Annotated in this window: 19 protein-coding genes and 1 tRNA gene; 8 read left to right on the plus strand and 12 right to left on the minus strand. The window is 70.2% G+C overall.

Features of this window, described 5'->3' with window-relative positions:
* Positions 1-38: 38 nt before the first annotated feature.
* Positions 39-356 carry an antibiotic biosynthesis monooxygenase family protein gene (locus tag CLT71_RS11165; protein ID WP_101367042.1) on the plus strand — a complete coding sequence of 106 codons (318 nt, stop codon included), beginning with the start codon at positions 39-41 and terminating at the stop codon, positions 354-356.
* Here CLT71_RS11165 and CLT71_RS11170 read toward each other — a convergent pair.
* On the minus strand, positions 344-1,186 hold the full coding sequence (locus CLT71_RS11170) for an STM4013/SEN3800 family hydrolase (protein WP_101367043.1): 843 nt from the start codon (positions 1,184-1,186) through the stop codon (positions 344-346). The two genes, CLT71_RS11165 and CLT71_RS11170, sit on opposite strands and share 13 nt — an antisense overlap.
* A 426-nt stretch (positions 1,187-1,612) precedes the next feature.
* On the opposite strand from CLT71_RS11170, the gene CLT71_RS11175 reads away from it, so the two are divergent.
* A complete protein-coding gene (locus CLT71_RS11175) occupies positions 1,613-2,392 on the plus strand; it encodes an SDR family oxidoreductase (protein ID WP_101367044.1) in 780 nt (259 codons plus the stop codon).
* 38 nt (positions 2,393-2,430) lie between these two features.
* On the opposite strand, the gene uvrB is transcribed toward CLT71_RS11175, so the two are convergent.
* The 3 genes from uvrB to rpsA form a co-directional block, all read right to left on the minus strand.
* On the minus strand, positions 2,431-4,542 hold the full coding sequence (gene uvrB / locus CLT71_RS11180; RefSeq protein WP_101367045.1) for an excinuclease ABC subunit UvrB: 2,112 nt from the start codon (positions 4,540-4,542) through the stop codon (positions 2,431-2,433).
* A gap of 282 nt (positions 4,543-4,824) precedes the next feature.
* Entirely contained in the window at positions 4,825-6,027 is a 1,203-nt protein-coding gene (coaE, locus tag CLT71_RS11185; protein WP_101367046.1) for a dephospho-CoA kinase, read from the minus strand.
* A gap of 169 nt (positions 6,028-6,196) precedes the next feature.
* Positions 6,197-7,702 carry a 30S ribosomal protein S1 gene (gene rpsA, locus CLT71_RS11190; RefSeq protein ID WP_101367047.1) on the minus strand — a complete coding sequence of 502 codons (1,506 nt, stop codon included), beginning with the start codon at positions 7,700-7,702 and terminating at the stop codon, positions 6,197-6,199.
* Positions 7,703-8,108: 406 nt separating this feature from the next.
* Here rpsA and CLT71_RS11195 point away from each other — a divergent pair, with 406 nt between their 5' ends.
* The 4 genes from CLT71_RS11195 to CLT71_RS11210 all read left to right on the plus strand — a co-directional run bounded on the left by CLT71_RS11195 (position 8,109) and on the right by CLT71_RS11210 (position 10,287).
* A complete protein-coding gene (locus CLT71_RS11195) occupies positions 8,109-8,954 on the plus strand; it encodes a class I SAM-dependent methyltransferase (RefSeq protein ID WP_486483195.1) in 846 nt (281 codons plus the stop codon).
* Between the two features lie 28 nt (positions 8,955-8,982).
* Positions 8,983-9,585, plus strand: coding sequence for a Uma2 family endonuclease (locus CLT71_RS11200; RefSeq protein WP_101367048.1), 603 nt, complete (start codon positions 8,983-8,985; stop codon positions 9,583-9,585).
* Positions 9,586-9,647: 62 nt separating this feature from the next.
* Positions 9,648-9,860: a hypervirulence associated TUDOR domain-containing protein gene (locus CLT71_RS11205; RefSeq protein ID WP_101367049.1), complete on the plus strand. Its 213-nt coding sequence runs from the start codon at positions 9,648-9,650 to the stop codon at positions 9,858-9,860.
* Positions 9,853-10,287 carry a DUF3140 domain-containing protein gene (locus tag CLT71_RS11210; RefSeq protein ID WP_101367050.1) on the plus strand — a complete coding sequence of 145 codons (435 nt, stop codon included), beginning with the start codon at positions 9,853-9,855 and terminating at the stop codon, positions 10,285-10,287. The genes CLT71_RS11205 and CLT71_RS11210 overlap by 8 nt, the downstream gene beginning before the upstream one ends.
* 19 nt (positions 10,288-10,306) lie before the next feature.
* On the opposite strand, the gene polA is transcribed toward CLT71_RS11210, so the two are convergent.
* The 8 genes from polA to CLT71_RS11250 all read right to left on the minus strand — a co-directional run bounded on the left by polA (position 10,307) and on the right by CLT71_RS11250 (position 20,486).
* The gene (gene polA / locus CLT71_RS11215; protein WP_101367051.1) at positions 10,307-12,994 is read right to left on the minus strand and encodes a DNA polymerase I; all 2,688 of its coding nucleotides are present in this window, start codon (positions 12,992-12,994) and stop codon (positions 10,307-10,309) included.
* Between the two features lie 156 nt (positions 12,995-13,150).
* Positions 13,151-13,861, minus strand: coding sequence for an ABC transporter ATP-binding protein (locus CLT71_RS11220; protein ID WP_101367052.1), 711 nt, complete (start codon positions 13,859-13,861; stop codon positions 13,151-13,153).
* Complete coding sequence (locus CLT71_RS11225; RefSeq protein ID WP_101367053.1) at positions 13,851-14,825, minus strand: ABC transporter ATP-binding protein; 975 nt, start codon at positions 14,823-14,825, stop codon at positions 13,851-13,853. Before CLT71_RS11225 ends, CLT71_RS11220 begins: the two co-directional genes overlap by 11 nt.
* On the minus strand, positions 14,818-15,909 hold the full coding sequence (locus tag CLT71_RS11230) for a branched-chain amino acid ABC transporter permease (protein WP_486483665.1): 1,092 nt from the start codon (positions 15,907-15,909) through the stop codon (positions 14,818-14,820). The genes CLT71_RS11225 and CLT71_RS11230 overlap by 8 nt, the downstream gene beginning before the upstream one ends.
* A gap of 50 nt (positions 15,910-15,959) precedes the next feature.
* The gene (locus tag CLT71_RS11235; protein ID WP_101367055.1) at positions 15,960-16,901 is read right to left on the minus strand and encodes a branched-chain amino acid ABC transporter permease; all 942 of its coding nucleotides are present in this window, start codon (positions 16,899-16,901) and stop codon (positions 15,960-15,962) included.
* Between the two features lie 64 nt (positions 16,902-16,965).
* Positions 16,966-18,123, minus strand: a complete 1,158-nt coding sequence (locus CLT71_RS11240; RefSeq protein ID WP_101367056.1) for a branched-chain amino acid ABC transporter substrate-binding protein — start codon at positions 18,121-18,123, stop codon at positions 16,966-16,968.
* A 223-nt stretch (positions 18,124-18,346) separates the two neighbouring features.
* Positions 18,347-19,720, minus strand: coding sequence for a hypothetical protein (locus CLT71_RS11245; RefSeq protein ID WP_101367057.1), 1,374 nt, complete (start codon positions 19,718-19,720; stop codon positions 18,347-18,349).
* A gap of 148 nt (positions 19,721-19,868) precedes the next feature.
* Complete coding sequence (locus CLT71_RS11250) at positions 19,869-20,486, minus strand: response regulator (RefSeq protein ID WP_101367058.1); 618 nt, start codon at positions 20,484-20,486, stop codon at positions 19,869-19,871.
* A gap of 86 nt (positions 20,487-20,572) precedes the next feature.
* Between CLT71_RS11250 and CLT71_RS11255 the strand changes: the two genes are divergently transcribed.
* Positions 20,573-20,645: transfer RNA gene (locus CLT71_RS11255), tRNA-Leu, on the plus strand.
* 333 nt (positions 20,646-20,978) lie between these two features.
* Positions 20,979-22,082 carry a glycoside hydrolase family 183 protein gene (locus CLT71_RS11260; RefSeq protein ID WP_101367059.1) on the plus strand — a complete coding sequence of 368 codons (1,104 nt, stop codon included), beginning with the start codon at positions 20,979-20,981 and terminating at the stop codon, positions 22,080-22,082.
* The last annotated feature ends 298 nt before the right edge of the window (positions 22,083-22,380 follow it).

Consider the following 22,380-nt stretch of genomic DNA (forward strand, 5'->3'; position numbering starts at 1 on the left):
GATCGACCAACCGGGGTCGGCCGTGCCATGCTGCGGCAATGGTGCTGGAGGTTGCCCTGATCGAGGTGCTTGCCGGTCAGGAGGAGGCGTTCGCCGAGGCGTACGCCAAGGGTCACCCGACGCTGGCCGGTACCCCCGGATGCCGGTCCGTCCGGATGACCCGGGGGATCGAGTCGCCGTCCCGGTTCGTGCTGCTGGTGGAGTGGGACTCGGTCGAGGCCCACCTGGAGAACTTCCGGGCCACCGAGCGGTTCGACACCTGGCGCTCGCTGATCGGCCCGTACTTCGCCGCTCCGCCGGTGGTCGAGCACTTCGTCGACGTACTGCCGCAGGGGCGATCCGGTCACTCCGACTGATCCGGCCCGGGCCAGTCGCCGGGCTTGCCCCAGTCGCCTGGTTCGAGGACGAACTGCCCGTACGGCACGGTCCACACCACCTCGTGACCGAGCCGGTGACCGCTGTGCCCCTCCTCGCCGTACGCCGTGCCGTGGTCGGAGCAGAGCAGCACCAGGCAGGGCCGGCCCCGGGAGGTGGCGAGGGCGAAGAGCCGCCCGATGTGCCTGTCGACGTACTCCAGTGCGGCGGCGTGGCTCTCCCGGGAGTCCCGGTCGGCGCCGGGCAGGTAGTGCCGGTTCGGCTGGTGGATCGCGGCTACGTTGACGAAGAGGAAGAGCGGCCGCTCCTCCGGCACCGTCGGCACCACGGTGGCGATCCGGTCGAGTTGCGCCTCGAAGCACCGCGGTGCGGAGACGCCGAACTCGGGCTCCCAGTGCGCCTCGGTGAAGAGGGCCGGCAGCACCCCGCCCAGCGGGGACCTGCTGTTGAAGAAGCCGACCCCGCCCACGCAGACGGTGTGGTAACCGGCCTCGGCGAGGGCCCGTACCACGTCCGGGGCGTCGAAGGTCCAGGTCTGCTCACCGGTGGACTCGCTGCTCGGGGAGGCCGCCGCGAAGAGCCGGGTGTGCGGACCGGGTGTGGTCGGCGTGGGCAGGAAGCCGGCGAAGAACGCCTGGTGCGCCGCGTAGGTGAAGCTGGCCGGACTGTGCCGCCGCTCCCAGACCCCGCCCGGCAGCGCACGCGCCAGATTCGGCGTACGCCCGGTCGCGGCCAGTTCCTCGGCCACGTCGTAGCGGAGTGTGTCCAGGGTGACGAACAACAGGTCGTGGCTGCCGATCAGCTCCTTCATGCCGCCCTCCCCACCTCTCTGTCAGGTCCCGGTTCTCATGCTGCCCGGTGCCACCGTCGCCCGCGCGCCCGGACCCCTGCGATCCGCCCCGCCCGCCGACACTGCCTCCACTGTCGACAGCAGTTCTACTCCCGCCCCGGACCGCACCGTCGACCCGGGTTCCCTCCTGTCGGCTCCGGCCCTCCACCGTCGGCTCGATCCTCCACTGTCGACGTTGATGCCGGTGACGGCTCCGGCGCTCCGGCGGGGGCCAGCCGGGCGTGCCCTGCCAGTCATCCGTCGATCATGCCAGTCAACCGCCGACGGTCACCTACCGGTCGCCGTACCCTCACCGGCCGGTACCGCGTTGCCGTACCGCCGGGATCGCCGGCCACTGGAGGTGATTCGCGCTGGCCTGGACGAGGTGGATCGGGTTGACTCTGCGGCATGGCAGAACGGGTCGCGCTGGTAACCGGAGTCAGTCGCAGGGCGGGGATCGCCGCCGCGGTCGCCCGGCGGTTCGCCGCCGCCGGCTACCGTCTCCAGCTGACCGGGCTACCCGGGTACGACGAGGCGCAGCCGTACGGCGGCGATCCCGAGGGCATCCCGGCGCTGCTCGCCGAACTGGAGCGGCTGACCGGCGATCCTGACCTGGCCCGGTACCGGGCCGCCGACCTGAGCTCGCCGACCGCCCCCGCCGAACTTGTCGAGACGGCGGTACGCGCCCACGGCCGGATCGACGTGCTCGTCGCGGCGCACACCTACTCGACGCCCACCCCGCTGGGCAAGCTCGACGCGGCCGAGATCGACCGGCACCTCGTGGTGAACGTGCGGGCGAACCTGCTCCTTGCCGAGGCGTTCGCAGCGGCGTTCGATGCCGGCTCCGGAGGTCGGATGGTGCTCTTCTCCAGCGGCCAACGGCTCGGGCCGATGCCAGACGAGCTGGCGTACGCGGCCAGCAAGGCCGGAGTGGAGAACCTGACCCGGCAGTTGACTCCACTGCTCATGCCCCGGGGCATCACGGTGAACTGCGTCAACCCGGGGCCGACCGACACCGGCTGGGCATCACCGGAGGAGATGGCCGCCAGCGGCTATCTCTTTCCAGGCGGCGAGTGGGGCCAGCCGGACGACGCCGCCCGGCTGGTCGAGTGGCTCTGCTCGCCGGACGGCCGCTGGGTGACCGGGCAGGTGATCGACTCCGAGGGCGGCTTCAACCGGTACGCCTGACGGGGCCGACCCCGACGACAACGCCCGGTGGCGGGTGGTCAGTTGACCCCGGCCGCGTCCATCCCGCGTAGTTCCTTCTTCAGCTCGGACACCTCGTCGCGGATCCGGGCGGCGAGTTCGAACTGCAACTCCCGGGCGGCGGCGAGCATCTGGTCGTTGAGTTCCTGGATGAGTTGGGCCAGTTCGGCCCGGGCCATCCCCTCCCGGGCCGGAGCGGCACCGACCCGGCCCCGGCTGCGGGTCTCCGGCGTCGGCGCCTTGCCCCGGGACATCTGCCGCACCGCGCCGCCGACCCGGGTGGTCGCCCCCTCGGTGTCCTCGGCCTCCCGGTAGATGTCGTCCAGGATGTCGTGGATCTTCTTGCGCAGCGGCTCCGGGCTGATCCCGTTCGCCTCGTTGTGCGCGACCTGCTTGGCCCGACGCCGGTTGGTCTCCTCGATCGCCTCGGCCATCGACGGGGTCATCTTGTCGGCGTACATGTGCACCTGGCCGGAGACGTTCCGGGCGGCCCGGCCGATGGTCTGGATCAGCGACCGGCCGCTGCGCAGGAAGCCCTCCTTGTCGGCGTCGAGGATCGCCACCAGCGACACCTCGGGCAGGTCCAGGCCCTCCCGGAGCAGGTTGATCCCGACAAGTACGTCGTAGTCGCCCTTACGCAGCTCGCGCAGCAGTTCCACCCGGCGCAGCGTGTCGACCTCGGAGTGCAGGTAGCGGACCCGGATGCCGTGCTCGAGCAGATAGTCGGAGAGGTCCTCGGCCATCTTCTTGGTCAGCGTGGTGACCAGCACCCGCTCGTCCCGCTCGGTGCGCAGCTTGATCTCGTGCATCAGGTCGTCGATCTGCCCCTTGGTGGGCTTCACCACCACCTCGGGGTCGACCAGGCCGGTCGGCCGGATCACCTGCTCGACCACCTCACCCTTGGCCTGCTCCAGCTCCCACGGGCCGGGGGTGGCGGAGAGGAAGACCATCTGGCCGACCCGGTCCAGGAACTCGTCGAAGCGCAGCGGCCGGTTGTCGGCGGCGCTGGGCAGCCGGAAGCCGTGGTCGATAAGCATCCGCTTCCGGGAGGCGTCGCCCTCGTACATGCCGCCGATCTGCGGGATGGTGACGTGCGACTCGTCGATCACGGTCAGGAAGTCGTCGGGGAAGTAGTCGAGCAGACAGTGCGGTGCGCTGCCCGGCGACCGGCCGTCGATGTGCATCGAGTAGTTCTCGATGCCGGAGCAGAAGCCGACCTGGCGCATCATCTCCACGTCGTAGGTGGTGCGCATCCGCAGCCGCTGCGCCTCCAGCAGCTTGCCCTGCCGCTCCAGCTCCGCCAGCCGCTCGGCCAGCTCGACCTCGATGTCGGCGAGCGCCCGTTCCATCCGCTCCGGACCGGCTGTGTAGTGGGTGGCCGGGAAGATCAGCAGATGGTCCACCTCCCGGACCACCTCGCCGGTCAACGGGTGCAGGTAGTAGAGCTTCTCCACCTCGTCGCCGAAGAACTCGATCCGGAGCGCCAGCTCCTCGTACGCCGGAATGATCTCCAGCGTGTCGCCCCGGACCCGGAAGGTGCCCCGGTTGAACGCCATGTCGTTGCGGGTGTACTGCACGTCGACCAGCCGGCGGAGCAGCTTGTCCCGTTCGACCTCCTGGCCGACCTGGATCCGCACCGAGCGGTCCAGGTATTCCTGCGGGGTGCCCAGGCCGTAGATCGCCGAGACGGTGGCGACCACCACCACGTCCCGCCGGGTCAGCAGGGACATCGTGGTGGCGTGCCGCAGCCGCTCGACCTCCTCGTTGATCGAGGAGTCCTTCTCGATGTAGGTGTCGGTCTGCGGGATGTACGCCTCGGGCTGGTAGTAGTCGTAGTAGGAGACGAAGTATTCGACGGCGTTGCGCGGCAGCAGCTCGCTGAACTCCTTGGCGAGCTGGGCACAGAGGGTCTTGTTGGGTGCCAGCACCAGGGTGGGCCGCTGCAACCGCTCGATCAGCCACGCCGCGGTCGCGCTCTTGCCGGTGCCGGTCGCGCCGAGCAGCACGCTGTGCCGATCGCCCCGACGCACCCGCCGCTCGAGGTCGTCGATGGCGGTCGGCTGGTCACCCGAGGGTTGGAACTCGGAGATCACCTGGAAGCGGCCGTCGAGCCGCGGAATGTCGAGCGCCATGACCTCAACCGTACGCCGACGGTGTGACAAACCGCCGGGCCACGGTGGGTACACGATCGGCTTCGATATCGTCATTGTGTGCAAAAGTTCACCGCGCTACCGTTCTAGGGTAGGCCGCTCGCGGCGGCCGACCGGGTCTGCGACACAGCCGCCACACCGGCTGCGTCGCATCCGGCGCAGGAGTTGCAGCCCCGGCTCAGGCCGGCGAGCGCACCGATGCGGTCGCGCAGAGCGCAGACCGGCCGCCGCGAGCGCCATCTCCGGCGGCATCATCGACAGCTCTCAGGCCCCCTCCTCGGGTGGCGCCGGTCGCCAGCCGACGGCCGCCGCCCACTCCTCGGCGTACCGGTGCTCCAGGTCGAACCACGGCTCCTTCGCCTCGGCGTAGGTGTCCAGATCCGGGCCGGCCGCCGCCAGCCGCCGCTTCAGGGCCAGATAGTCGGCCCGGCGCTCCGGGTCGGCCCGCAGGTGGTCACGCATCAGCAGCGCGAACCGCCAGCCGGGCGAGTTGATCTCCCGAATGTGCAGGTTGACCAGCCGGCCGGGGTCGGCGCTGCCGTGCAGCCGCTTCTCCCACCGGGAGGTGTCGCCGGGCCGACGGGGGTTGTCAGCCCACTGGCCGGGGCAGCGCGGGAAGCCGGCGTCGGCGAGCCGGTCGGCGAACGCGTCGGCCTCGGCCAGCGAGGTCACGCCGACCTGGATGTCGACGATGTCCTTGGCCGCCAGCCCGGGCACCGAGGTCGACCCGATGTGGTCGACGCGTACCTCGGTCGGGGCGACGACGTGCCGGATCCGGGCGGCCAGCCGCCGGTACTGGACCGGCCAGTCGGGGTCGGGCTCGACCAGTCGCGCCTCGCTGGCCCGTACCGGCCGGCGGTGGCGGACGTTGCGCTCGTACGGCGTCAGCCGGTCCCGCCACAGCACCTCCAGCGCGGCGTGCAGCTCGGTCAGCTCACCATCGTTGTCCAGCAGTACGTCGGCGGCAGCGGCCCGCCGCTCGTCACCGGCCTGGGCACGGATCCGCTGCCTCGCCTGCTCGACCGTCATGCCCCGGTCCCGGACCAGCCGCTGCACCCGGGTCGCCTCGGCAGCCTGTACCACCAGCACCAGGTGGTACGTCGGAGCGAGCCCCACCTCGACCAGCAGCGGTACGTCGTTGACCACGATCGCGTCCGGCGCCGCCGCGTGCACCAGTTCGGCACTGCGTCGGCGTACCCGGGGGTGGATGATCGCCTCCAGCCTGGCCCGGGCCGACGGGTCGGCGAAGACGATCTCGCCGAGCGCCGCCCGGTCCAGGGTGCCGTCCTCGGCACACACCCGGGCGCCGAACGCGGCCACCACCTCCCGCAGCCCGTCGGTACCGGGTTCGACCACCTCCCGGGCGATCCGGTCGGAGTCGACCACCACCGCCCCGAGCCGGGCCAGCCGGGCCGCGACGACGCTCTTGCCCGAACCGATTCCACCGGTGAGTCCGACCTTCAGCACCGGTCCAGTCAACCCGATCGGCGTCCACCCGCCAAGATCTTCGGGATTCCACGACCCGGGAAGGCGGGAAGAACACGGAACAGCAGAGGGCGGGAACGGGAAGGCCCGCCTCCCGGACCGGTCGAGCCGGTCGGGGAAGCGGGCCTTCGCCGCGGGTACTCCGGGTCGGTTACTTGCCGCCGGCGAGCTTCTCCCGCAGTGCGGCGAGCGCCTCGTCGGTGGCCAGCGTGCCGGCCGGCTCCTCGGCCTGGCGGGCCGGGGCGCTGCTGCTGGACGAGGTGCCGCCACCGCCACCACCGGTGCCGGCGGGCGCGGGGGTCGGGTTGGCCGCAGCCTCGGCGTCGGCCGCCCGGGAGTTCTGCACCTGCTTGGTGTGCGCCTCCCAGCGGTTGCGAGCCTCGGCGTACTGCTGCTCCCAGGCCTCCCGCTGCTTGTCGAAGCCCTCGAGCCACTCCCCGGTCTCCGGGTCGAAGCCCTCCGGGTAGATGTAGTTGCCCTCGTTGTCGTAGGTCGCGGTCATGCCGTAGAGGGTCGGGTCGAAGTGCTCCTCGCCCTCGACGAAGCCCTCGTTGGCCTGCTTGAGCGAGAGCGAGATCCGCCGCCGCTCCAGGTCGATGTCGATGACCTTGACCATGACGTCCGAGCCGACCTGGACGACCTGCTCCGGGATCTCCACGTGGCGCTCGGCCAGCTCGGAGATGTGCACCAGACCCTCGATGCCGTCGTCCACCCGGACGAACGCACCGAACGGCACCAGCTTGGTGACCTTACCCGGCACGATCTGCTGGATCGCGTGGGTACGGGCGAACTGACGCCACGGGTCCTCCTGGGTCGCCTTCAGCGACAGCGAGACCCGCTCGCGGTCGAGGTCGACGTCCAGCACCTCGACCTCGACCTCCTGGCCGACCTCGACAACCTCGGACGGGTGGTCGATGTGCTTCCAGGAGAGTTCGGAGACGTGCACCAGGCCGTCCACGCCGCCAAGGTCGACGAAGGCGCCGAAGTTGACGATCGAGGAGACGACGCCCTTGCGGACCTGGCCCTTCTGGAGCTTGTTGAGGAACTCGGTGCGCACCTCGGACTGGGTCTGCTCGAGCCAGGCCCGGCGGGACAGCACCACGTTGTTGCGGTTCTTGTCCAGCTCGATGATCTTGGCTTCGAGCTCCCGGCCGACGTACGGCTGGAGGTCCCGCACCCGACGCATCTCGACCAGGGACGCGGGCAGGAAGCCACGCAGCCCGATGTCCAGGATGAGGCCGCCCTTGACCACCTCGATGACGGAGCCGCGGACGACGCCGTCCTCGTCCTTGATCTTCTCGATCGTGCCCCAGGCGCGCTCGTACTGGGCCCGCTTCTTCGAGAGGATCAGCCGCCCCTCCTTGTCCTCCTTCTGGAGGACGAGGGCCTCGATGTGGTCACCGACCGACACCACCTCGGCGGGGTCGACGTCGTGCTTGATCGACAACTCGCGCGAGGGGATGACGCCCTCGGTCTTGTAGCCGATGTCGAGCAGGACCTCGTCCCGATCGACCTTGACGACGGTGCCTTCGACAATGTCGCCGTCGTTGAAGTACTTGATGGTCTCGTCGATCGCGGCGAGGAAAGCTTCCTCGGAACCGAGGTCGTCGACGGTGACCTTGGTGGCGCTCGAGGGGGCCTCGATGCTGCTCGTCATGTGGGCGGTTGCTCCGGTCGGATGGATGTCACAGCAGGTTTGTGTCGCGGTGACCCTTTACGCCTGCGGATCCGTCGTCAGGAGGCCCGGGCGGTCACTGCTCCGACCACTGGGATCATCCGACGACCGCGGACCTGCTCCCTGCCGAGGCACACGATCCGCGAGCGCATCGAACAGCTTACCGTGCGCATTACCACAGCATGCAAGCCCTCCCCGCACGTGATGAGATCCGCTGTCCACTGCTCGGGAAGATGTCGCCGGGGCGCCGCACATCTGTCGTAGCCGCCGCGCCTGGCACCCTACCCCGCGCCGCCGCCGGCAAGCGGCCCGTGCCGCACCCGGCTGGCCCGGCGTGGCCACCGACCCGGTCCGCACCCGGGCCCGCGCCTGGCACTAGCGTTGCGGGGTGCCCGAGAACACCCTGGCCGAACAGCCCGAGGACGACCTGCCCGGCGTGCTCCGCCGCCCGGTCAGCGACGGCGAGAGCCGGTCGGCCAACCGCCGCTGGTGGGACGCGGACGCCGACGACTACCAGGCCGAACACGGCGCGTTCCTGGGGGAGGTGGACTTCGTCTGGTGCCCGGAGGGGCTGCGCGAGGCCGACGCCCGGCTGCTCGGCGAGCTGACCGGCCGGCGGGTGCTCGAACTCGGCTGCGGCGCGGCCTCGGCGGCCCGCTGGCTCGCCACCGAGGGTGCCCGGCCGGTCGGCCTCGACCTCTCCGCCGGCATGTTGCGGCACGCCGCGCTCGGCGCCACCACCTCGGGGGTACGCGTGCCGCTGGTCCAGGCCGACGCCCTGGCGCTGCCGTTCCCGGCAGCCAGCTTCGACATCGTCTGTACGGCGTTCGGCGCGATCCCGTTCGTGGCCGACTCGGCGGCGGCGCTGCGCGAGGTGTACCGGGTACTCCGCCCCGGCGGCCGGTGGGTGTTCTCGGTCACCCACCCGATGCGGTGGATCTTCCTCGACGACCCGGGCGAGGGTGGACTTGTCGCCACGCACTCCTACTTCGACCGCCGGCCGTACGTCGAGCAGGACGCCACCGGCACCCCCAGCTACGTGGAGCAGCACCGCACCCTCGGCGACCGGGTACGCGAGATCGTCGGTGCCGGCTTCGTCCTGCGCGACGTGGTGGAGCCGGAGTGGCCGGCCGGACACGACCAGGTCTGGGGGCAGTGGAGTCCACTGCGCGGTCGACTCTTCCCCGGCACCGCCATCTTCGTCTGCGACAAACCCGACGGCACGGACGCCTGACATCGGGCCGGCTCAGTATGCTGGGCCGATGAGCGCTGAGCCGGTCGCCGAGATGCCCGGCCCCTGGCAGCCGGATCCGGTCCGGCAGCGCCAGGCCGGCTACCGGCTGGAAGACCTGCTGCACCTGCCGCCGGACGCCCCCCGGGTCGAACTCGTCGACGGAGTCATCCACGTGGTCCCCTCCCCCACCCTGGGCCATCAGAACATCTCCTACCTGCTGCGCCGGTGGCTGGGCCGGCACGCACCCGATCACCTGCGGGTGACCCAGGCGGTCGGGGTCGCGTTGGGCCCGGACTTCACCCGGGAACCGGACGTCCTGGTCCACCGGGCCGAGGTCACGGCGGACCGGCACTTCCTGCTGCCGCACGAGGTGCTGCTCGCCGTCGAGATCGTCTCCCCGGGCACCCGCCGAACCGACCGGTTCAGCAAGCCGGCCGAGTACGCCGCCGCCGGCATCGCCTGTTACTGGCGGGTGGAGCAGGACCCGGTCCGGGTGTACGCGTACCGGCTGGCCGACCGGCCCGGACGCAGCGGCAACCGGGAGTACGAACTGCTCGCCGAGGCCGACGAGGTGCTGGAACTGACGGAGCCGTTCCCGATCAAGCTGCCGATCGGCGACATCACCCCGTAAGTCCGGTTCCCGCTTCCGGTGGCGTTCCGGTTACCGCTGCGAGCCGCCGGGTAGACCCCGGTATGCCAGAGCGAAGGAAGCTGCACAAGGGCGACCGGGTCAGTTGGCGCAGCCACGGTTCCAGTGCGCACGGCACCGTCCAGGAGGAGATCACCGAACGGACGTACGCCGGGAAGCGCACCGTCGCCGCCTCGAAGGAGAACCCGCAGTACCGGGTCCGCACCGACGACGGGCGGGACGCGGTACACAAGCCGGAGGCGTTGTTCGATGAGTAGCCGGGACGACGACGGCCGGGACACCGTCCGGGAGTTCCGGGACGCGGTGAACATGAACCCGGGCGAGCTGGGCAAGTGGCTGGCGACCGACGACTCGAAGGCGGTGGGCTGGCGCAGGCGCGGCAGCGGCGGCGAGTCGGTCGGGCACGAGTCCGGCCGGCGCATCATCGACCTGCTGCGCAAGCGGGCGAACCAGTTCACCGACCGCGACTTCGCGCACATGCGCAAGGTCGTCGGGTACGTACGGCGGCACATGGCGCAGCGCCCGGCCGGGGACGTACGGAACACGAAGTGGCGCTACTCCCTGATGAACTGGGGCCACGATCCGCTGAAGGCGCCGCTGCCGGCGGTGGGCGGACCCTCCCGCAAGGCGGTGCAGCGGCACCGGGAGGCGGAACGCTCCTCGGGCCGGAACCGGCGCCGCTGACCCCGGCCGGCCGAGGCGGTCAGTGGTCGGCGCTGTTCCAGTCCGAACCGACGCCGACCGAGACCTCTAGCGGTACGGCCAGCGGATAGGCGCCGCCCATCTCGCGCCGGACCAGCGCCTCCAGATCGGCCCGCTCGCCGGGGGCCACCTCGAAGACGAGTTCGTCGTGCACCTGGAGCAGCATCCGGGAGCGCAGGCCGGAATCGCGCAGCGCGGTGTCGACGTGCAGCATCGCCACCTTGATGATGTCGGCCGCGGAACCCTGGATCGGGGCGTTGAGCGCCATCCGCTCGGCCATGTCCCGACGCTGCCGGTTGTCGCTGACCAGGTCGGGCAGGTAGCGCCGCCGGCCGAGGATGGTCTCGGTGTAGCCGTCCTTGACCGCCTTCTTCACCACGGTCTGGAGGTAGTCCCGGACCCCGCCGAAACGGCTGAAGTATTCCTCCATCAGCGCGCGTGCCTCGTCGGCGGCGATCCCGAGCTGCTGGCCGAGGCCGAACGCGCTCAGCCCGTACGCCAGGCCGTAGTTCATCGCTTTGATCTTGCGCCGCTGGTCCGGTGTCACCTCGGCCACCGACACCCCGAAGACCGAGGAGGCGGTGGCGGCGTGGAAGTCGGCGCCGGAGTTGAACGCCTCGATCAGCGCGGCGTCGCAGGAGAGGTGCGCCATGATCCGCATTTCGATCTGGCTGTAGTCGGCGGTGAGCAGGCAGTCGTAGCCCGGCCCGACCACGAAGGCCCGGCGGATCCGCCGGCCCTCCTCGGTGCGGATCGGGATGTTCTGCAGGTTGGGGTCGGTGGAGGAGAGCCGGCCGGTCGCCGCCACCGTCTGGTGGAACGTGGTGTGGATCCGGCCGTCGTCGGAGACCGACTTGAGCAGACCGTCGACCGTGGACTTGAGCCGGGCCACGTCGCGGTGCCGGAGCAGGTGCTCCAACAGCGGGTGCGGCTGCTGTGCGTAGAGCCACTGCAGGGCGTCGGCGTCGGTGGTGTAACCGGTCTTGATCTTCTTGGTCTTGGGCAGGCCGAGTTCGGTGAAGAGGATCTCCTGCAACTGCTTGGGCGAGCCGAGGTTGAACTCCCGCCCGATCACCCCGTACGCCGCCTGGGCGACCGCCTTCACCTCACCGGCGAAGTGCGCCTCCAGCTCCGACAGGTAGTCGGTGTCGGCGGCGATGCCGGTCCGCTCCATCGCGGCGAGCACGTCGACCAGCGGCTGTTCCACCTCGTCGAGGAGGCGGGCGGACTGCTCGCCGTCCCGGGAGAGTTCGGCGGCGATCGCGTCGGCCAGGTCCAGGGTGGCCCGGGCCCGGAGCATCAGGTTCTGCTCGACCTCGCCGTCGTTGCCGAGGCCGTCGAAGGTGAGCTGGCCGGTCTCCGGCGCGTCGACCTTCAGCTCGCGGTGCAGGTAACGCAGGGCGAGGTCGGTCAGGTCGTAGGAGCGCTGGTCGGGGCGGGCCAGATAGGCGGCGAGCGCGGTGTCTCGGGCCACCCCGCGCAGCGTCCAGCCGTGCGCGGCGAAGGCGAGCCGGGCCGGCTTGCTGTCGTGCAGCACCTTCGGCCGTTGCGGGTCGCCGAGCCAGTCGGCCACCGCCGCCTCGTCGGCCGGGGCCAGGGTGGCCGGGTCGAACCAGCCGGCCACCCCGGTCGCGGTGGCCAGGGCGACACCGGTCAGCGCGCCGGTGCCCCGGCCGAACGAACCGGCGACGGCGACCCCGACCGGAGTGCCCGGCCGCACGTGCTCGGCGAACCAGCCGGCCACCTCGCCGGTCGGCAGGACCTTGCCGGAGAGGTCGAACCCGGACTCGGCCTCCGGCTCCACGGCGTCGAGGTACTGGTAGAGCCGGTCCCGCAGGATGCGGAACTCCAGGGTGTCGAAGACCTGGTGCACCGCCTCCCGGTCCCAGCCCGCCCAGCGGGTCTCCTCGGCCCGCAGCGGCAGCTCCAGGTCGGAGACCAGGCAGTTGAGCTCATAGTTCCGGATCACGTCGGCGAGCCGTTCGCGCAGGTTGTCGCCGGCCTTGCCCTTGATCTCGTCGGCCCGGGCGACCACACCCTCGACGCCGCCGTACTGGAGGATCCACTTCGCGGCCGTCTTCGGGCCCACCCCCGGCACGCCGGGGAGGTTGTCGCTGGTCTCGCCGACCAGTGCAGCGAGGTCGCGGTACTGCTCCGGGCCGACACCGTAGCGCTCGGTGACCGCCGCCCGGTCCATCCGGGCCAGGTCGGAGACGCCCTTGCGGGGGTAGAGCACGGTGATCCGGTCGTCGACGAGTTGGAAGGCGTCCCGGTCGCCGGTGCAGATCAGCACCTCCATGCCGGCGTCCCGGCCCTGGAAGGCGAGGGTGGCGAGCACGTCGTCGGCCTCGTAGCCGGGCTTCTCCACCGTCGGCACCCGGAGCGCGGCCAGCACCTCCTTGATCAGGCTGACCTGGCCGGCGAACTCGCCCGGCGTCTCGGACCGGCCGGCCTTGTATTCGGGGTAGCGCTCGGTCCGGAACGACCGCCGGGAGACGTCGAAGGCCACCACGATGTGGGTGGGACGCTCGTCGCGGAGCACGTTGATCAGCATCGAGGTGAAGCCGTAGACCGCGTTGGTCGGCTGCCCGGTGGTGGTGGAGAAGTTTTCCACCGGAAGGGCGAAGAACGCCCGATATGCGAGCGAATGACCGTCGAGCAGCAGCAGGCGCGGCGTGGAGGCTGTCACGATAGGCGACTCTAGTCCGAACCCCCGACAGCGCACTCACCGCCGGGCCATGCGGCGGGCCTGCGGGTAGCGGCCCCGGCAGACCCGGGTAGCGGCCCCGGCAGACGCGGCAGGCCCCGGTCCGGCGAACCGGACCGGGGCCTGTCGAGTACGGGATCAGGCGACCCCGAGATAGGCCTCCTTGACCGCCGGGTCGTGCAGCAGTTCCTGGCCGCTGCCCTCCTTGACGATCCGCCCGGTCTCCAGCACGTAACCGCGGTGTGCCCGGGAGAGCGCCTGCTGGGCGTTCTGCTCCACCAGCAGGACCGTGGTGCCCTGCTGGTTGATCTCCGTGATGATCTCGAAGATCTGCTGGATCACCATCGGGGCCAACCCCATGGACGGCTCGTCCAGCAGCAGCAGCTTGGGTCGGCTCATCAACGCCCGCCCCACCGCCAGCATCTGCTGCTCGCCGCCGGAGAGCGTGCCACCGGCCTGCTTGCGGCGTTCGGCCAGCCGGGGGAAGAGCCCGAACACCCGCTCCAGGTCGGCGGCGATCCCCGCGCTGTCCCGCCGGGTGTACGCCCCCATGTCGAGGTTCTCCAGCACCGTCATGCCGGGGAAGACGCCCCGACCCTCCGGCGACTGGCAGATGCCCCGGCCCACCCGCAGGTCCGCCCGGAGGTTGGTGATGTCCTCACCGGCGAACCGGATCCGGCCCTTGGCCACCGGCCGCAGCCCGGAGATGGCTCGCATCGTGGTGGTCTTGCCGGCGCCGTTCGCGCCGATCAGGGCCACAATCTCGCCCTCGTCCACGTGCAGGCTGATGCCGTGCAGTGCCTCGATGCGGCCGTACAGCAGGGTCAGGTTCTCGATCTCAAGCAGCATCTGCCGGCACCCCCAGGTAGGCCGCGATCACCTTCGGGTTCTCCCGCACCTCGGCGGGCAACCCTTCGGCGATCTTCTTGCCGAACTCCAGCACGACGATCCGGTCGGTGACACCCATCACCAGCCGCATGTCGTGCTCGATGAGCAGCACGGTGTAGCCGAGGTCGCGGATGCGCCGGATGAGCTGGAGCAGCTCCTCCTTCTCCGCCGGGTTGAAGCCGGCGGCCGGCTCGTCCAGGCAGAGCAGTTTCGGCTCGGTGGCCAACGCGCGGGCGATCTCCAGCCGCCGCTGGTCGCCGTACGGCAGGTTGCGGGCCAGTTCGTTGGCCCGGTTCCCGATGCCGACGAAGCGGAGCAGTGCCAGCGCCTTGCGCTCACCGGCCCGCTCCTCCAGGGTGTGCCGGGAGATGCCGAAGATCTTGGCACAGGTGCGCCGGACCTTCTGCCAGGCGCGGTAGAGCGGAACCTCCGAGTCCACCACCGGAAGCTCCTCCGGCTTGGGCCGGACCCGGTAGAGCCGGAACAGCGCCCCCGGCACGCTGGTGAAGTGCTGTGAGTCGGTGCCCACCATCACGTTCTCCAGCGCGGTCATCTCCGGGAAGAGCCGGATGTTCTGGAAGGTCCGCGCGATGCCCATCCGGTTGATCTGGTGCGGCTTGCGACCACTGACCCGGGTGCCGTCGAACCGCACCTCGCCCTCGCTGGGGCGGTAGACCCCGGTCATGGCGTTGAAGCAGGTGGTCTTGCCGGCACCGTTCGGCCCGATCAGCCCGATGATCTCGCCCTTGTAGATCTGGAAGCTGACGTCGTCGAGCGCGACAACACCGCCGAACCGCAGGGTGAGGTGGTCGACGTCGACGAGTACCTCCCGCTGCCGGGGCACCGCCCCGCCGATCTTGATCTCGTCCTTGAGCTCGTCCTCGGACAACGCCTGGATCTCGTCCTTGATCTCGTCGTCAGGCATTGGCGGACACCTCCTCTGACCGATCCTTCAGCTCACGGGCGCGACGCCGGCTCGGGATCAGACCCTGCGGCCGGAGCAGCATGATCAGCACGAGGGCGACACCGAAGACCAGGTACCGGTACTCCGCGAAGTCCCGGAACCGCTCCGGCAGGTACGCCACCAGGAAGGCGCCGAGCGCCACCCCGGCCATGTTGCCCGCGCCGCCGACGACCACCATCGCGACGAACAGGATGGAGAGCAGTGCGTTGAACTGGTTGGGCTCGATGAAGGCGTTCCGGCTGGCGAAGAGGAAGCCGGACATGCCGCCGAGCGCGGCACCGATGGCGAAGGCCCACAGCTTGAACTTGAAGCCGTACACCCCCATCACCGCGGCGGCGTCCTCGTCCTCCCGGATCGCCAGCCAGGCCCGGCCGACGCGACTGCGCTCCAGCCCCCGCACCGCGAAGATCAGCACGATGCCGACGGTGAGCGCCAGCCAGTACCACGGCTTCATGTCGATCAGACCGAAGATGTCGTTGTCCGGTGACGGCGCGCCCTGCGGTCCCGGGATCCCCGCGATGCCGGACGGGCCACCGGTCCAGTTGACGTTCCGGGCGACGATTCGGATGATCTCACCGAAGCCCAGGGTGACGATGGCCAGGTAGTCGCCGCGCAGCCGCAGCGTCGGCCAGCCGAGGATCACCCCGGAGATCATCGTCAGCGCGATGGCCAGCGGGATGCAGATCGCCCAGGCCACCGACCAGTTCTCGGAGAGCCCGAACTGGCTCTGCAACGCCTTCACCACCGGCGACTGCTTCGAGCCGAAGAGGGCCACGGAGTACGCGCCGATGGCGTAGAAGCCGACGTACCCCAGATCGAGCAGGCCGGCGAGCCCGACCACCACGTTCAGGCCGATCGCGATCAGCACGTAGATGGCGCAGGTGAAGAGCACACCCGCCCAGTTGTTGCCACCGGGGATCGAGTCGGTGCGCAGCCAGGTGAGCCCGGGAATGCCGAGCAGTGGAAGGTAGTAGAGGAAGGCGAGGAAGGCGAGGAAGGTCAGCACCCGCTGCCACTTCGGCAGCGCGCGGAACCGCTCGCCGATCTGGCCGGTCAGCCCGCTCACCCGACCGGTCACGTTCCGGATGGTGTCGGTCATGCCCGTGCCCTCCCCAACGACTCTCCCAGCAGGCCGGTCGGCCGGAACAGCAGCACGACCACCAGCACGACGAACGCGGCCACGTCTTCCCAGTTCGACGAGGTGAGGGTCGCCGCGTAGACCTCGACGATGCCGAGCAGGAACCCGCCGAGCAGGGCGCCCCGCAGGTTACCGATACCGCCGAGTACGGCCGCCGTGAACGCCTTGAGGCCGAGCAGGAAGCCGACGTTGAACCGGGTGTTGCCGTACCGGATGTTGTAGAGCAGCGCCGCGGCACCGGCCAGCAGTCCGCCGAGAAGGAAGATCAACAGGATCACCCGGTCCTTGTTCACGCCCATCAGCGCGGCGGTGTCCGGGTTCTGTGCGACGGCGCGGACACCCCGGCCGTACCGCGTCCGGTTGATGAACTGGTCCAGCGCGGCCATCATCAGCAACGCGGCACCCACCGTGATCACCTGGGTGTTGGTGATCTGGGTGTTGCCGATCGTCAGCCAGACCTCCCGCTCGATCACGTTCGGCATGCCCTTGATCAGCCGGCCCTGCCAGACACCGAACGCCTCGGAGATGGCCAGCGACAGCCCGATCGCGGTGATCAGGAAGATCAGCGGTGGAGCGTTCATCCGCCGGAGGCGTCGATAGGCCACCAACTCCACCGCGACGGCGGTGGCGCCGGAGGCGAGCGCCCCGGCGGCCAGGCCCGCGAGGAGCAGCAGCAACAACATGCCGATCGACGCGCCGTCGGTCGCACCGAGCATGCTCCACACGCCGAGGACCGCGAAGGTCCCCACCATGAAGACCTCGGAGTGGGCGAAGTTGATCAGCCGGAGTACGCCGTAGACCAGGGTGTAACCGAGCGCCACGAGCGCGTAGATCGAGCCCTTTGCCAAACCGTCAACGGTGTGCTGGCCGAGATGCCCGAAGAGTTCATCGAAGTTCACGAAGTCTCCCTTTTACACCGCGTGCGGCCGGGGGATTCCCCCGGCCGCACGTCGGTTACCTGGCTCAGCTGAGCTTGATCTCCTGCTGGGCCACGAACTGCTTGGCCTTGACCTCGTAGGCCCAGATGACCACACGAGAGCGGTCGACGTCGCCGCTCGCGTCAAACTTCAGGTACTTCGAGACACCCTGCTTGTCGTAGCTGCGGACCCACTCGACCAGCTCCTCGCGGCTGGTCTTGCCGGCGGCGTAGCCCTCCAGCAGGATCTTCGCGCCGTCGTAGCCCTCGGCGCCGTAGGAGCCCGGCGCGAGCCCGTACTCCTTCTGGAAGTCGGCGGCGAAGGTGCCACCGGCCTTGTCGGCGGGCAGGCAGGGGCAGGTCACGATCGCGCCCTCGGCGGCACCCTCACCGGCACCGTTCGGGAAGCCGGGGTCGTAGAGGCCGTCGAAGCCGAGGAACTTGGCGGTCACACCGGCGGCCCGGGCCTGCTTGAGCAGCGGGGCAGCCTCGTTGGTGTAGCCGGCGTAGGCGATGACGTCCGGGTTGGCGGACTTGATCTTCGAGATGGTCGCGTCGAAGTTCTGCTGGTCCGCCTGGACCTTGTCCTCCGCCACCACGATCGGGCCGAGGCCCTTCTTCACCTCGGCGATGATGCCCGCGCCGTACGTCTGGCTGTCGTCGATCGCGAAGACCTTCTGCGCCTTGAGTACGTCCTTGATGTAGGTGACCGCGGCGCCACCCTGGGTGTTGTCGTTGCCGACGACCCGGAAGAAGTTCTTGTTGCCGAGGGTGGTCAGCTCGGCGGCGGTCGCCGACGGGCTGACCATGACCAGGCCGGCGGCCTGGTAGGTGCCCATCGTCGCCTTGGTCTCAGCCGAGAAGTGGCCGCCGATCACCGAGGTGAAGGAGGCGTCCTGGGCGACCTGGCTCGCGACCGGGGTGGCCTGGTCGGCGTTGCCCTGGGTGTCGAACTCCTGCAGGGTGACCTGGCAGTTCGGGTTGGCGGCGTTGTGCTCCTTGACGGCCAGCTTCGCGCCGTTGAGCGACGGGGTCACCAGACCGGCGTTCGGACCGGTGAACGCGCCGAAGATGGCGATCTTGCCACCACACTCCTTGTCGCCATCCGCGGTGCCGCCGCCGGAATCCTGGCAACCGGCTGCGGCGAGCATCGCCACCACCGCCAGTGCGGCGGTGCCGACGGCCCGTACATTCTTTCGCCTCACGGCTAATGACCTCCTCCAGATACAGGGTGCGGCATCGGTGACGGCATGGCCTCCGCGCCGCCGTCCCGAACCTGAACCGCACACCTGCGCTACGGCTCGTGATGGCGCAGCGTAGCGGAGGCGTAATCCGTCCCGGAAGAGCTAATGCTCGGGCTTGCCAAACCGTTACGAACACGAGTGCAGCAGGCCCCTTGTCCGTAACATACGACCCTTCCACGGGACCCTATCCGCCGGTGGACGCCGCATCCGCGATCCAGAGCCCGCTGCGCTCCCCGTCGTCGACGACCAGCAGAATGTGCTCATTGTCGGCGCGTACGGCGACATCCTGGTAGACCCCGGCAGGCATCGGAGCCGGAGCGGTGACCCGGAGCCATGTTGACCCTGCGTTATCAGATGCCCACAGTTGGTGTTCGGCTCCGTCAGAGGTCGCGGCCAGCAGCCGGGCCCCGACGGAGGTGAGTGCGCGTACCCGGGGCACCCCGTTCCGACCGGCGACGCCGAACCGCCCAACCGCGCTCCAACCGGCGGACGCGGCATCGCCGGCACCGGTCGCCGCCGCCGTCGAGCCGGCCGCTGTCGGGCCGGTCGTCGTCGAGTCGACCGTCGTCGAGCCGGCCGCTGTCGGGCCGGCCGTTGTCGGGCCGGCCGTTGTCGGGCCGGTGGGCGATCCGGCCGGTGACGCCGGGCCGCGCCACGCGCCGAAGGCGTCGCCCCGCAACCCGACCGCCACCGGCGCGCCGTCGAGCAGGACGACCCGCTGGAGTTCCTCGTAGTCGTCGGTCGCCGGAAGGTCGAGCCGTTGCCACTGCCGCCCGTCCGGCGAGGTCCAGGCGAGCGGGTCCCGATCCGTCCGGCCGGCCCGGACGATGCCGCCGACCAGCAACCATCCCTGTGGCGCGGCGATCCCCTCGAACGCCCAGGTCTCACCCCGATCGTCGTTTGCCAGGCCGGGTGCGGCCTCGATGATCTCGAACCCGCCGGCGTCCGGCGAGCGCCAGACCGCCGCCCCGGTCATCCGGTTGCCGGCGATCAGCCAGCCATCCGGACCCGCGCCGATCCGGGCCACGTCCATCGCCTGCGGGCCGCCGTACAGCTCGAACGGCGCCGGCACCTCGGCCAGCGACCCGTCCGCCACCTGCCGCCAGGTGCTGACCCGGGGGTTGGCGTGCGCCCCGCCGCGCTTCGCGCCGATCATCGCCGCCCCGCCGTCCGTGCAGGCCACCGAGTAGAGGACGCTGCGCTCGCCGTAGTAGGACCGGGGAGTCAGCCGGAGCGAGGTCCAGGAACGCCCGTCCGGGCTGGTCCAGGCGACGGGCTGGGTGCCCGCGTCCCGGACACCCTCCTCGGGGTTGGCGATCGCGCCGACGACGTACCACCGACCGGCACAGGTGGCGATGTCGCGGAGCATCAACCGGCCCGACAGGCCGGACGGGACGGGCAGGGTCACCGGCTGCCACCCGAGCGTCAGCACGCGGTCCGGCTCCTCCGGCGGGCGTTCGCAGCCGGCCGCGACCAGCACCAGCCCGAGCAGCACGGCGGCGACTGGGCGGCGGAGCCGACCGTGCCGGCCGGTGGCGCGTGAGATCCGGATCCCCATGCGCCGCATCCTAGGTGCGGGCGTACACGGCGGGCCATACCGCGAAACCGGCATTTCGGACAGCAGTGTCTGTCGTCGACGGGCGGGCCGGTACCTGGACAAGTCGCGCACGGGCTCCGGAAGACGGCGCCGGCCGGGGCAGGGGTGCTCAGCCCGCGTCGGCCGGCTCCGTGCCGGTGCCCTCGGCGAGGATCCGCTCGGCCACCTCGCGCATCGTCATCCGGTGATCCATCGCGGTGCGCTGGATCCACTTGAACGCCTGCGGCTCGGTCATCCCGTAGGTCGTCATCAGCGCGCCCTTGGCCCGCTCCACCGTCTTACGGATCTCCAGGCGGTCGGTCAGGCCGGCCACCTCGGCCTCCAGGGCGGCGATCTCCGAGTAGCGCGACAGCGCGATCTCGATCGCCGGCACCAGGTCGCTCTTCTGGAACGGCTTGACCAGGTACGCCATCGCGCCGGCAGCCCGCGCCCGCTCGACCAGATCACGCTGGCTGAACGCGGTCAGGATGACCACCGGGGCGATCCGGCCACCGGCGATCCGTTCCGCCGCGGCCAGCCCGTCCATGATGGGCATCTTGATGTCGAGGATGACGAGATCGGGCTTCAACTCCTCGGCGAGGCGCACCGCGGTCTCGCCGTCGCCCGCCTCCCCCACGACGTCGTAGCCCTCCTCGACCAGCATTTCGGCCAGGTCCAGCCGGATGAGCGCCTCGTCCTCGGCGATCAACACCCGCCTACGCTCGGTACCAGCCTGAATGTCGGCCACGAGCCCCTACCCCCAACTACATTTCCGACACCTGCCCAGCCGGGTGTCGCCGCCCTCAGCGTAGTGGGTAGTCTTATCGACGCCAGGCCCCTGTAGCCCAACGGCAGAGGCGCGATTCTCAAAAGATCGACAGTGTGGGTTCGAATCCCACCGGGGGCACTCGAAGCATCTCGCACGACCGCCCGGAGCGCTCCAGCGCCCGGTCCGGTCGGCCGTCGATGCGCCGAGCCCGAGCACACGGCGTCGGTGACGGACAATCTCCTGGTCCCGGCCCGGTCGGGCAGCCACCGCCCCAGTAGGCCGCAGCGTAGTTGCTCTGCATTCGGCCTCGGCGCGGGTACCGGCCCGTCCGCCAGAGATTCCGCCGCCGCCCGACTGGGACCGGGGCGGCGAGGCCCGGCTATGCAGGTACTTGACTTGATCATCGACATCGATGAAACATTTCTTCAATTGCGCCCCGGGAGGCGCCGTTTGGCACCGGGAAGGACAGGGATGACACTCAACCGTCGCTCGTTCCTCGGCAGGATGGCGGCGGTCGGTGCCGCCTCGTCGATCGGGTCGACCCTCGCGTTTCCCGGCACCGCCCACGCCGCCACCTGGAAGAAGCGCCTGACCGGCGCCGACCTGGACACCAACAGCCGGTGGCGGGTGGCCGGCACCGACCTGGGCATCCCGTACGTGCTGGAGAACGGATCCATCGGGTACCTCTTCGGCGACACCTTCGACACCCCGTGGCCGGAGGGCCCGCCGTTGCCCAACGACTGGCGCTCCCCGGTCATGCTGCGGTCAGCCGTCCATCCGGGATCGGCCGGCGGCATCGTCTTCGACAGCGCCGCCCGGGTCGCCGGCAACGGCCGTGCCCCGGAACTGATGCACAACGGCCACAACGGAACCGGCATCGACGGTCTCTGGGAGGTCACCATCATCCCCAACGACGGGATCAGCTTCCCGGAGACCGGCCGGCAACTGATCTCGTACATGAGCATCGAGAACTGGAACGCGCCACACTGGCGGACCCGCTACGCCGGCCTCGCCTACTCCGACAACGGCAACGACTTCGTCCGTACGCCGCTGAAGTGGTGGAACAACGGCAGCAACACCGACCCGTTCCAGATGTGGACGATGCAGCGCGACGGCGACTGGGTGTATGTCTTCTCGGTGCGGTCCGGCCGGCAGGACGGCCCGATGATGTTGCGCCGGGTCCGCTGGGACCGGATGTTCTATCCCGAGTCGTACCAGGGCTGGGGCTGGAACGGCAGCGACTGGGGCTGGGGCCGGCCGTGCTCGCCGATCCTGACCGGCCGCTTCGGAGAGCCCTCGGTTCGCCGGCTGGCCGACGGTACCTGGGTAATGGCCTACCTCAACTGCGTCACCGGCTGCATCGTCACCCGTACCGCCACCGGCCCCGACCGGGTCTGGACCGCCGAGAAGGTCCAGGTCTACCCGTGGCAGGAGCCCGCGCTGTACGGCGGTTTCATCCACCCCTGGTCCAGCCGGAACTCGAACGACCTGCACCTGATGGTCTCCAAATGGACCCGGGGGCCGGACGGCAGGAGCACCGCGTACCACGTGAGCCAGTTCGTGGGTACCGCCTGAGCAGGTCGACCCCCGGTCAGCGGCTCAACGTGCAGCCCTGGCACCGGCCCGGCACCGGCTGATCGGCTCGGACAGCCGCGCCTAACGGTAGGCGCGGCCTGCAGCTCGGAGAGTTCGGCGTAGACACCGCCGAGGGCGAGCAGTTCCGGGTGCGAGCCCTGCTCGACGATCCGGCCCCGAGCCAATCTCGTGGCCGTGCAACCAGCACAAAGTACGGACGGTCAGGACAGCCGGCAGGTGGTTGGAGGCCAGCCCTGGGTGTGTCGCCGGCCGGCGGGGGCGTCCGGGGGTCGATGCC

The organism is Plantactinospora sp. CNZ320, from assembly GCF_002846275.1.